Origin of the sequence: Halomonas profundus (genome assembly GCF_020865425.1) — a bacterium.
Taxonomy (GTDB): Bacteria; Pseudomonadota; Gammaproteobacteria; order Pseudomonadales; family Halomonadaceae; genus Vreelandella; species Vreelandella titanicae.
The window spans coordinates 155,082-168,828 of the sequence record NZ_CP086344.1 but is presented as its reverse complement, the minus strand read 5'-3'; the positions used below and the strand labels follow the sequence as shown (position 1 = coordinate 168,828).

The 13,747-nt window shown below is 56.4% G+C and carries 1 protein-coding gene; it reads left to right on the top strand.

The features are described 5' to 3' along the window. Nucleotides 1–621 precede the first annotated feature (621 nt). Nucleotides 622–13,725, top strand: a complete 13,104-nt coding sequence (locus LMS44_RS00715; RefSeq protein ID WP_498946644.1) for a carbohydrate-binding protein — start codon at nt 622–624, stop codon at nt 13,723–13,725. The last annotated feature ends 22 nt before the right edge of the window (nt 13,726–13,747 follow it).

The window sequence follows — 13,747 nt, the reverse complement described above, 5'->3', positions numbered from 1 at the left end:
CATGGCTGCCGCTCGGCGACAGGAGCGGTACACTTTACTGGTTCTCGCCCCCCGTAGGAAGCCTCCTCACCGCCGTGACCGACGAATTTGGCCGCTATTACGGTCAGAATAAACCGCGTGAAAAACCAATCTTAAATAGCTGCATAATGGATATTATCAGAGTAAAGCGCCTTAAACACTGGTGACGAGATGGAATCAACCACAGTCTATTGCTTAAAAAACTAATAACTCTCTAATGACATTCTTGACTATATAGGCAGTAAAAAGAGTTCAAATAGTAATCAATCATCAACTCCAAAAAACTAAATCCTCATTATAAGATAATTATTTTTTTAGCCATATTTCTAAACAACTTACCAAACACTCATATTACATGAGCTATAACCCTCTACTTTCTAAAAATAATATTTAATAAACCAATCAGACAATACAACGACATTAGAAATTTAACCCTTGTGAGATATGAGAGGTTAACTAAGGTAGAAAATTGTAACGAGCATGGAGCCAAGGTGGCCACTACACGGCTCATGGGGATCTGATGCTCAGCACCTTCTCAATATCAACAACCCTAATATGCCAGGTGTTGCCTGCAATTAGCTAATTACATCACAGGGGTGTCTTATGTTCTCTATTTCTTGGGTCGATGCAGCGAGTGGTGAAGTCCAGCGTGGCTTAAACAGCGCACAGACAGTGGCAGTAGATGAAATAGAAAATAGTGCAATCCGTATCATTCCTATCATTAACACCCCCCTTGATTCGTTATCTCTTACGGAATCAATCGAATTAACCATCATTAATAGCGAGGGTGAGTCACTAACGCTCACGAAAACATCTACACCTTTTATCTTCGATAACCTCCCTAACCTTACCAATGGTGACGTTCAACTACTGATTAGCGCACTCGACAGTGGAGGCAACTTAATTGAAGCTGGCAGTGAGGCGGTCACCTTTGAAGTCACCGAAAGCCTTCCCGTGCCCCCTGTTTTCATCCCCATCCGTATTCAGGCAGAAGATACCGACAATACAGATGGCGACAGCAACTATGCTGTTATGACAGGCGGCGTGACCACGTCCGCCGTCGGTGAACCCAATGCCGTTAATGCTGATGGCAATGCCTATGCCGATTTTGTCGGCCCGAGTGGTGAAACTCTTACCTTCAATATCGATGTCCCGGAGGCGGGTGAATATGAACTGGCGGTAAGCTACGCCTTGAGTCGAAACAACGATGCTGTCGCCAGCGAACGTAACCGCCCTCTGCGTCTAGAAGTGAATGATCAGTTGGTTGATCGCATGTTTGACCTACGCAGTACCAGCCCCGAAGGCAATAATAATGCAAGTGACTTCACTACCTTCGCTGAACGCACCATTATTGTGCAGCTTCAAGAGGGGCAAAACAGCGTCAGCTTTACGTCAAATGGCCTCAGCGGCCCCAATGTGGATTATCTCGAGATCCGCAAACCCGCGCTAGGCAGTCAGGTGATCCAAGGCGAAGAGCTTTTTTTGTCACCAGAACCCGACCTAACCCCAGATGGCATCGATACCAATCGCCCGGTGACTACCGCCAATATCGTAAGCCTCAACGACACCTTTCGAGTAGGTGCCGAAGAGGCTAGCTACCTGGATTGGGCATTTGGCAATGTAGATGCTTATGGGGAATTTGTTTATCAAGCCCCCGTCGCAGGCACCTATTCCATGACCGTGACCTATGCCAGTTCCAGCGGCAGGCCGCTTGATTTGTCGCTGGTCGAAGGCAGCGGCTTAACGAGTATTGGCACCTTTGCATTTGCAGAAACAACGCCCGCCCTTTATATGCCCGATGATCTCGGTGATCTGCCCAGCGGCGTAACTACCAGTACGCCCGCTGCCACGCAATGGGAAGGTTGGACGACAGAAACACTCGAATTCACGCTAGCCGCTGGCGAAAACTTACTGCGGCTGGGCGGCCGCGCCAACGGCCCCAATATCGATAAAATTGAGATGGCGTTGGTGGCGGCAGAGCCTTCCGCACCCACAGCCCTGCTGCTAGATAACAACAGCGTGCTGGAAAACCAGGAAGGCGCCGTTATTGGTCAGCTCATTGTGGAAGACCAGGATGACGACACCCATAGTTTTACTGTCAGCGACGAGCGCTTCGAGGTAGATGTCAGCGGCGTATTGCGCTTGAAAAGCGGCACAAGCCTTGATTTTGAAACGACAACCTCGGTCAGCGTCGAGATAACCGCCACTGACCCGGCGGGTGCGAGTGTTAGCGAAACATTCGTCATTGCCGTTGGTGATGTTGAAGATAGCGTTACACCTCCTCCCGAGCCCGCCGATCCCATCCGTTTACAGGCGGAGGCGTTCGATACTGCCACAATCTTCACCATCGAGAACATCGCCGCCGCCGATGGCGGCCAAGCTATTCGCTTACCCGGCAGCAGCGAAGGCACGGCCAGCTATGCACTCGATGGCAAGGTGGCTGCCGGTACCTATACCATCATCGTCGGCTATATCGACGAGAGCGATGGCGAAAGCACTGCTCAACTGAGCATCAGCAACGCCGAAGGCGAAAGCTTCAGCGGCGATTGGACGTTTGACGACGATGCCAACAGCGGCAACGGTGTTCAGCCGCAAAACTTTCGCACTGCCACCTTTACCGACGTGACCGTAGGTGATGACGCTACCCTGTCACTCAGCGCCAGCTCGACGGCGCTGGAGTACGCACGCATCGACTATATCGAGTTTGTACCCACCGGCAGCGTGGAGCCGGAGCCCACTATCCTGCTGGGCATTGCCGATGCCGACCCGGTGGTAGAGAGTAGCGATGAGGGCGTCACCACGCTGAGCTTTGCGTTGAGCGCCTCAAACGCTTTTAGCGGTGACGTGGAGCTTACCCTGGAAATTAATGGCGTTGCCGACACCCGCACGGTCACCTTCACTGACGGAGTCGCCACCCTAGCGGTTGATGTCGCCAACGACGACGAAGATAACGGTAGCGAAACCGTCACGGTCGCCCTTATCGGCGCCACCGATGACAGCTTCGCCATCGACAGTACCGCCGCGACGGCCAGCGGTAGCGTCAGTGAAGATGACGAAGCGGTAGTGCCTGCCGATCCCATCCGCCTCCAGGCGGAAGCGTTCGACACTGCCACGACCTTTACCATCGAGAACATCGCCGCCGCCGATGGCGGCCAGGCCATTCGCCTGCCCGGAAACAGCGAAGGCACCGCCAGCTACGCCCTGGAGGGCAAGGTGGCCGCCGGTACCTATACCGTCATCGTCGGCTATGTCGACGAGAGCGACGGTGAAAGTAGTGCCCAGTTGAGTATCGGTAACGCCACCGGCGAGAGCTTCAGCGGCAATTGGATCTTCGATGACGACGCTGACAGCGGCAACGGTGTTCAGCCGCAAAACTTTCGCACTACCACCTTTGCCGACGTGACCGTGGGCGATGACGCTACCCTATCGCTCAGCGCCAGCTCGACGGCGTTGGAGTACGCGCGCATCGACTATATCGAGTTTGTGCCCACGGGCAGTGTAGACCCGGAGCCGACTATCCTGCTGGGCATCGCCGATGCCGACCAGGTGGTGGAGAGTGGCGATGAAGGCGTCACCACGCTGAGCTTTGCGTTGAGCGCCTCAAACGCTTTTAGCGGCGACGTGGAGCTAGCCCTGGAAGTTGATGGTATTGCCGACACCCGCACGGTCAGCTTTATCGACGGTGCCGCCACCCTAGCCGTTGATGTCGCCAACGACGACGAAGATAACGGTAGCGAAACCGTCACGATTGCCCTTATCGGCGCCACCGGTGACACCTTCGCCATCGACAGCGCCGCCGCGACGGCCAGCGGTAGCGTAAGCGAAGATGACGAAGTAGAGCCCCCCGTAGAATCAATTCGCCTACAGGCCGAAGCGTTCGACACTGCCACCACCTTCACCATCGAAAACATCGCCGCCGCCGATGGCGGCCAAGCTATTCGTCTGCCCGGAAACAGCGAAGGTACCGCCAGCTACGCCCTGGAGGGCAAGGTGGCCGCCGGTACCTATACCGTCATCGTCGGTTACGTCGACGAGAGCGACGGTGAAAGCACTGCCCAACTAAGTATCGGTAACGCCGACGGCGAGAGCTTCAGCGGCAGCTGGACATTCGATGACGACGCTGACAGCGGCAACGGTGTTCAGCCACAAAACTTTCGCACTGCCACCTTTGCCGACGTGACCGTGGGCGATGACGCTACCCTATCGCTCAGCGCCAGCTCGACGGCGCTGGAGTACGCACGCATCGACTATATCGAGTTTGTGCCCACGGACAGCGGCGAGCCGGAGCCGACTATCCTGCTGGGCATCGCCGATGCCGACCAGGTGGTAGAGAGTGGCGATGAGGGCGTCACTACGCTGAGCTTTGCATTGAGCGCCTCAAACGCTTTTAGCGGTGACGTGGAGCTTGCCCTGGAAATTGATGGCGTTGCCGATACCCGCACGGTCACCTTTATCGACGGTGCCGCCACCCTAGCGGTTGATGTCGCCAACGACGACGAAGATAACGGTAGCGAAACCGTCACGGTCGCGCTTATCGGCGCCACCGGTGACAGCTTCGCCATCGACAGCGCCGCCGCGACGGCCAGCGGTAGCGTAAGCGAGGATGATGCCGTTCCAGACACTGTCGCGCCCATCGTTATCCAGGCAGAGGATGCTGCTCTGGTCACCGTCAATGATAGTGGCCTACCCTCCAATGCCGATTTCACGCGGGTGGTAGATCCTAATAATCCCGATGCCTTCACTAATTACCGCGAAGGAGCCGTCGGTGGTGCCTATATGGACTTTGGCACAAACCCCGGCGACGAAGTTATCTTCAACGTTGAAACCGAGGTAGCTGGCACCTACACCGCGGTAATTCGTTACGCCAACGGTAGCGCAGGGCCCCGCCCCCTTGACCTAATGATCAATGGAACGCCTGTTCCCCAAGCGGCTTTTCCGCCGGCAGTCAATGATGGCGTCAACGACCCATGGGATAGCTGGCTAGAGCTTGAAGTGGAGATGGAGCTTCAAGCTGGCCCCAACAGCGTCTCATTTGCCATACCGGCAGTGGCCGATGGCGGTGTCAATAACGGCCCCAATATCGATCAGATTATCTTCAACTACCAGCAGGACGACGGCGGTGAAACACCCACCGAGCCCTTCCTGTTTGAGATTCAGGGTGAAGCGCTCACCATCGACGATGATGAGCCTACCCCTGATACAGTGGTTCGCGACGCTAGCAATCCCGAAACCAATGCAGCCGCTGGCCCGGACGGCCTATGGGATGGTTTTACCGGCAGCGGCTACCTCGATATGGGCAACGAAGCCGGTGATGCGGCCTTCTTTGAGGTAGCCGTCGAAGAAGCGGGCACTTATACCCTGAATGTGCGCTATGCCAACGGTGATGGCGCCGGGGCTAGCCGACCGATGACTCTCCTGGTAGGTGGCGCCCCCCAGGGCCAACTGGCCTTCCCCACCACTGGCGCAGGCAACGACGGCTGGGTGAATTGGCAAGACGCCACCATTGAGCTGGAACTGATGGCGGGCAACAACACCATCCGGCTGGAGAACGTCGGTAATGCCGGCCCCAATATTGATAGCCTGAGCGTCAGCCGAGAGGGTACTCAAGAGCCACCGGTTGTCGAGCCAGGTGAGCGCTTTGCCGTCAAGATTAATTTCGAGCCCGATGGCTTTGCCACTCCGGAAGGCTATATCGCCGATACCGGCTTAGCGTTTGGCGATCAATCCGTCGAGATCGATGGCCAAGTTTACCAGTACGGCTGGGTTACCGAGGCCTCCATCGCCGATGGCACCGAAAATGGCACTATACCGATGGCGATCAATACCCTCTCCAGTGTCGCCGTCAACGACCGTACCGATGAGATTGCCGGGCTTGATCCTCGCCAGGGCACCTACGCTCACTTCGATCAGCCCGCGGAAGGCTATGTACGCGCCGGCTGGGAAATGGAACTGGACGACGGCTATTACGAGGTCACCATTGCTATCGGCGATACCTCAGGCCCATATGACAGCGTCAACCTGATCAACGCAGAGGGAGAGCAGTTCAATACGCCCTTCTCACCGCTACGGCCGGATGATTTCCCCGCGGACAGCAACCCCAGCAACGACACCGAAGGCTTCCGCTCCGAGTTGGTCACCCGGGTGGTGCAAGTTACCGATGGGCGCCTGACCCTGGATTCGATTGGCCTGGGTGAGAATACCGAGATCCAGTATATCGAGATCCAGTCGATTCCCGACCTGACACCGGAGGATGACCGTGAGGCACCGGAAGATTACGCCTTCTTCACCGACCCGCGTGCTATCGCCGGAGTGGGCGAGAACGAGATTCGGGTCGAGTTAGACGCCGAAGACGGCACGCCCCCCACCGGCGTCGATCCCGATTCGGATATTTTCGTGGGCATCTCGGTCGTCGATGGCCGTGGTGGTGCTCTGCTGGAAAGCTTAGGTGACGGCTCCGTACGGCTCTTCGAAACTGTCAGCGGCGAAGAGGTAGCTCTCAACGTCAACACTACCGGCGGCTTCGATTCGTTGACGATTTCTCCCAACAGCATGCTCAAAGAGTTCACCAGCTACACCCTGGTCATCGAAGGCTTTCAGGATCGTGGCGCCAATGACGACCCAGACGCACCGACCCGGGAATTTCAGAAATTCACCAACACTTTTGTCACCGGTGAAGCCTCTGAAATTGTGCCAAGAGAAGTAGCGTTCAACGATGTCATTGAGCTCAACGGCGCTGCTGACAACGCTTACCAATTCACCTCGCTGGAGCTATCACCTGATGGTAGCAAGATGTACATCTCGAATATGCTGGGCGAGATCAAGCGTTACGACGTTAACCCGCAAACCGGCGCGCTCTCCAATGAGCAAGTGTTGGCACTCGACTATTTTGCAGGGGATTCGGCAGGATCGCGGGGCATTATCGGCCTAACCTTCGACCCTACCGATCCCAATGTCCTGTGGGTAAGCGATAACTATCCGATTCCACTTGAAGGGCGTGATAATGGCGTCCCCGATTTCAGTGGACGCATTTCCAAGATTACCCTGGAAGAAGGTGACGCTTTCAACGCCACTGCTGAAGCCTATATCACCGGACTGCCGCGCTCCAACGGCGACCACGTTACCAATAGCCTCGAATTCCGCGCCAACCCCGAATTCGACGCCAACACCAACCCAGACGTACCGAGCCACTTGCTGTATCTACTTCAGGGATCGAACTCGGCGATGGGGGCACCCGATAGTGCTTGGGGTAACCGTCCTGAGCGCCTGCTCAGTGCCGCTGTCATGGAAATAGATCCGACCCGTGAAGCGCCAGCAGGTGGCTTTGATGTGACCACCGAGCCCTTGCCTGAGGATGGCTTCAACCGCCGTTTCACCGACGATGACGGCGTTGATTTCAAGGCAGACCCGATTGCCATGGGTGATGACCGTTTTCTGGTCTTCGCGGCCAACGGTACCGCAACAGTAGAGGATTCCGATGGTAACTTGATCGAGAGTTATTATGATCCTTTCGCCGATGACGCTGTGGTCAAGATTTTTGCCACCGGCGTACGCAATGCCTATGACCTGGTGTGGCACTCCAATGGCAATCTCTACGTCCCGACCAACGGCTCGGCGGCCGGCGGCAACGTACCGGATGACCCCTCGACGCCGCAAAATGAGTACGTAAGTAACGTCGAAAAACAGGACGACTACCTGTTTACGGTTAAGGAAGGAAGCTATTACGGACATCCCAACCCCCTGCGCGATGAGTTTATCCTCAATGGCGGTAACCCAACCGCAGGCAACGATGCCAACCAGGTAGGTAACTACCCTGCCGGCCAAGACCCTGACCCCAACTACGACATCGAGGGAATCTATTCGTTAGGCGAGAACCGTTCTCCCAACGGCGTCACCGAGTACACCAGCGGCGTGTTTGGCGGCAACCTGCAAGGCAGCGTGCTGTTCACCGAATATTCTGGTGGTGACGATATACGCTCCATTACTTTCGACGCCGCAGGCAACATCACTGGGGACGAAGTGCTCCGCGATGTGAATGGTAACGTTATCACCTACATAGACCCGCTGGATATTATCGAAAACCCGGCCACCGGCCAGCTCTACCTGCTGACGCTGAACCGCAACAACGGTCAGAGCCAGATCATTCGCCTCGACCCAGCGCCAGGTGGCGTCATTGTCGATCCTGAAGAGCCTGATGATGAGCTGGTGTCGCTACTCACTATTCAGGCAGAAGACAATACGCCCAACGATGGTACCAGCGTATCAATTGCTCAAGGTGGTGGTGCTGAGATTCAGATCCGCACGGTGAATAACCCCGAAGCCAACCAGCCAACCGGTGTGCGCCCTGGCGCCTTCGGTTTGGACGGTAACAATGATGATACCGATGGCGTATTAGGCGGCTATGCCGATTTTGGCAGTACGAATAGCGACTTTATCACCTTCAGTTTCGAGCTATCAGGGGCCGATGCGGGTGATTCAGTGCTGCGAGTTCGCTACGGTAACGGCGACACCGTAAACCGCCCGCTGGAAGTGTTCGTCAATAATGTCAGCGTGGGCACCTTCAACTTCAGCCCGCCAACGGGTGTGACCGGCGACGACGCCTGGAACGAGTGGCTAACGCTGGATATCCCAGCGTCGCTGGTATCAGGGCTTAATACGGTACGCTTCCAGGCCGTCAATAATACGGGCCCCAATATCGACCAGTTGGAGATCCTACAGGCCCCCGAAGACACATCGCCCGGCTACACCGACTACGAAGCTGAAAACGCTCAGCTCGATGGGCCGGTGATTATCACCAACAGTGAGGATGACCGCAACGCCTCGGGTGAAGGGTTCGTCGATTTCAATGGCACCAGCGACCAGAGTATTACCTGGACAGTAGAGGTCGATGAGGCTGGCACCTACGACGTTGGCTTCCGCTATGCCCTGGCAGCCTCCAAGGCTGACCGTCCAATGGTAGTCACCGTCAACGGTATCGATATTGGCACGCTCAATTTCCCAGGTCAGAGTAACGAAGCTGAGGATAACTGGTTCTTCCAGTCAACCGAGTTAACCCTGGGCACAGGCAGCAATACTATTACCGTCACAGCCCCGGGGGCCAATGGCCCCAATGTCGACCTGCTGCGCATCGCGGATACCCCATTGGATACCTTCGAGCCCGTTTACGCAGACATTGATGGCAGTGGCCGTATCGAGCTTGAAAGCGGCGATAGTGCCCGGGCTGTCAATGACCGTACCGCCGACTTCTACTTCACGGTGAATGAGGACGGCGCCTACAAACTTGACCTGGCCGCCAATGCGGGCGCACCGGATGGTGGTGCGTTGACGCTGCTGCTCAACGGGCAGCCGGTGGATGAGATGAGTTTCCCAGGCGTTGGCGAGGCCGGCGAGCAGTCCGCCTATATCGAGCTTCAGGCGGGACTCACCTACAACCTGCGGGTTGTTTCCACGGCGGATGGCGTCGATGAAATCGACTACCTCGATATCTCGCCCGCCCCCGGCAACCCCGATGCGGATATCGGTATCCAGAGCAACGATGCGGCCTACTACTCCGACCGCTTGCACTTCAGCTACCTGGAGAACGACAGCGCCTCCAACCCTAACCGTGACTATAAAGAGGATGCCACGGTCACCATCAGCAATACCGGCACCAATGAGCTGGTCTTTATTGACACCGATCTTGATGGCCCCTTCACTCTCGTCGATCCCGATATCTTCGCTGGCCTGACACTGGCTGCAGGAGAATCGATTGACGTGCAAGTGCTGTTTGACCGCGCGGCCTATACGCCACCCACTAACGATGCCGGCGACGGCGTCTTCGAGGGAACGCTGCGCCTGGTCACCAACGATGCGGACACCCCCGTCGCCGAAGTGCACCTGGCAGGCTTCTGGCAGGCGCGTGACGAAGGCGGCTGGGAGCCCAACGTCAACGAGGTCTGGGAAGTGTTCGGTTTTGGCAACGTCATCCAGGGGCTAACCACCGTAGGTGGTGGCGAGAACTCGGTTCTCAACGACTTCGACCTTTACCGGCCGGTCAATGATGACGAGGTGATGTCACGTTACTGGAAGATAGCCGATGGCTTCGAGTCGGCCACGATTACCCAGTTGGCGGCCTACCACGGCAACGGTGGAGCAACACTGGGGATTCATAATCCCGGCAATAAAAACCAGGATATTATCCTTTCCGATCATGCAGGCGACAATAACCAGTCGCTACTGCCTATCAAGGCCAATGGACAATTCGCGACGGCAACGTTCACTCGCGACCAAATCCCCGACGGCTGGATCGGTAACGATATCTTTGGTATCGAGGTTGCCAATCTCTCAACCGACCCGTCGCTCAATCCCACTGGAGGCGGCACGGTACCGCCAGGGGCGGAAGACATCGAACGTGGCTATACCGTGCGGGTATTCCAGGCACTGGATGCCAATGGCAACGTAATCCCTAACACCTACCTGGGCGTGATGGATTACACCGGCATCAACTATGACTACAACGACAACATGTTTGTCATTGAAGGGATCTCACCGGTTTCCGGCGGCGAGATCTCCATCACCAACCTGGATGGGGTACCCTCGGATGATCGCCTGGTGATGAGCCGAATAGAAAACCCGGCCAACGCCAGCCAGGTGTTCCACGACGAATCGACCTTTACCATCACCAACGATGGCTTCGCCGACCTGGAGATCAGCAGCCTGGCAATTTCCGATCCGAGCCTATTTGAGATCGTGGGAGCCACCGAAAACCTGATCATTCCCGCCGGCGGCACACTGGATGTCACCGTTCGCTTTATCGCCGAGGATTTCGATGACGGTACGCTGTATGAGTCCACGCTGACCATTAACTCAAACGACGGTGATGAGGGAACCAAAACGATCCAGCTGGCGGGGATTGCCCAGGGCCAGTCGGAGAATGGCCAGGAGCCGCTGGTACAGGAGATCATCGACGCCTTCGGCTTCTCGACCAATGTAGCCGAGGGGCAGATGAATCAGGGCGGGCTGGTGGAAGCGAACGGGGATGAGATTCTCTCGCCCTACTTCCAGCGTGCCGACGGTCAATCGCCGATCAAGATCACCCAGTTGGCGGCATATCATACCCAAGGCGATGTGGCGCGACTGTTTATCCACGATGTGGATAGCCGGGATCGTGACGAGATACTGGCCCACGACGAGCAGGATGGGCAAACGCTGCTGCCGCGGGCACTCAATAGTGGCGACTTGCTGACCACCACCACTCTGGATCGGGACGCGCCCTTTGGCTTCTTTGCGGACATTACCGGTCGCCAAGGCTACATCTCCTGGTCTGACCCCGATGCCAACCTCTACGAAGACACCATCGATGCTATCGGCAGCCCCGGCACCAACCTGAACTGGGACGAAAACGACGGCCACCTGATTCGCGTCTACGTAGCGAAAGACGCAGCAGGCAACGTCATTCCCAATACCTATATCGTGATTCAGGACTATGCGGGGGTGAACTACGACTACAACGACAATATCTTCCTGGTCGAGAATGTTCAGACCTATGACCCCACCGGGGTGGAGGATGCCGATGGCAACGGCCGCATCGATCTCTATGACGACAGTGACGGCGATGGCATTCCGAACTTCCTGGATGACCAGGCACCTGTAGAGCAAACTGCTTACAATACAGGCGAAACGCCGTGGACACTCGGGGCGGATGGATTGACGCTGGAAGCCAAGCTGTTCGATAACGGTGGCCAGGGCGTGGCCTACAACGACACCACCACCGCCCATCAGGGTGCAGCGTTCCGCTCCGACGAAGCGGTGGATATCTCCAACGGCACCGAAGCCTTGGGTTATATCGCCGATGGCGAGTGGGTCGAGTACACGCTCAATGTTGAAACGGCAGGCACCTATGCACTGAGCTTCCTCACCTCGGCAACATCAAATGGAAAATCCATCACCGCCGCTTTTGAGCAGGATGGCAACTTCCAGAGCAGTGCCTCGATCAACCTGCCCAATACCGGCAGCTTCACCAGCTTCCAGACGGTTGGCCCACTGGAGTTCGATCTTGATGCTGGCGAGCAAGTGTTGCGACTGACGTTCAACGGCGGCCAGCTTGACCTGCAGTCGTTCAGCTTCGAGGCGATCGACCTGGGAGAGGAGGAGCAACAGCCCTTCAACACTAACCAAACGCCATGGCTGGTAGAGGATGAAGGCCTCGTGCTGGATGCCGTCAACTACGATAGCGGCGGCCAGAATGTTGCCTACAACGACAGCAGCGAGAATCAGGAAGGTAGCAACTTCCGGGGCGATGGCATGGACATCGTCGGTGACGGTTCGGCCATCGGCTGGATCGAAAACAATGAGTGGGTCGAGTACACGCTCAATGTGGCTCAGGCAGGCACTTACGAGCTCTCCTTCCTCTCGGCGCTGGGGTCGACCGGTGGTGCCGCACGCTCCATTACTGCGTCCTTCGCCCAAGGAGATAGCCCTTACACCACCGCCTCGCCGGTCAGCGTGAACTACAGCGGCAGTTGGACGACCTTTGTCCCCACCGACAGCGTACAGGTAGAACTGGAAGCCGGTGAACAGGTGCTGCGCTTAACCTTTAACGGCGGCTCCCAAGACCTGGCCTCGTTCTCACTCGCCCCGATCACTACTACCGGCAGCCAAATACCCTTCAATGACAGTGGAACCCCCTGGGAGGTGGGCGACAGCTTCACGCTGGATGCCGCACTATTTGATGTCGGCGGTGAAGGCATCTCTTACAGCGATAGCGATCCTCAGCAAGAAGGTAGCAATTTCCGTGAAGGCGGCGTTGATATCGTCGGTAATGGCACAGCGATCGGCTGGGTTGATGTTGGAGAATGGGTTGAGTACACCATCGACGTGGCCCAATCCGGCACTTACAGCCTATCGTTCCTCGCTTCGACTCCCTCAAGCGATGTCACCATCACTGCCGCCGTCGAAAAAAATGGGGCGTTCTATCTGGAAGCCAGCTCACCGCCGCTGCCCAACACTGGCTCCTGGAGCAACCCTGTTGCCAGTGACGGTATGTTGCTCGATTTACAGGCCGGGGAGCAGACCCTGCGGTTAACCTTCAACGGGTCAGCGGGCAGCGACTTGATGGACTTCCAATCATTCACCCTTGAACGTGAGAACGTACAGCAAGCCTTTAACGAGGAGGGCACCCCCTGGTTGATTGACGACGACGGCCTGTTTCTCGACGCTATCAACTACGACCAGGGTGGCGCGGGCATAGCCTACAACGATAGCAGCGAAACCCAACTGGGTAACGCCAGCATTCGCGGCGAAGGTGTGGATATTGTTGGCGACGGTGAGGCCATAGGTTGGATCGCCAATAATGAATGGGTAGAGTACACCGTCGATGTCGTTGAAGCTGGCGAACACACCTTCTCGTTTATTACCGCGACACCTTGGTCTGGCCGCAGCATAACGGTCGCCGCTGAGAAAGATGGCGTGTTCTACGCACAAGCCTCCCCGCTTAGCGTTCCCAATAGCGGCGACTGGGGAAACTATGTCCAAGGGCCGGAGGTGACGCTCAACTTGCAGGAGGGGGAACAAGTAGTACGGTTAACCTTCAATGGTGGCTCAATGGATCTTCAATCACTCATCATTGAGCAAAGCGAGAACCAGCCCTCAGCACTAAGCCTTAATAGCGGTGAAGATGCCCTGGGGGTGACGGGAGTTCAAGAGCCATCAACGAGTGAGCTGTTGTTCTAACCGCGGTTACCAAGCCTGGTAC

Excerpts from the sequence above, each read along its gene's own strand:
- LMS44_RS00715 (WP_498946644.1), top strand. The coding sequence starts at position 622 with ATGTTCTCTATTTCTTGGGTCGATGCAGCGAGTGGTGAAGTCCAGCGT.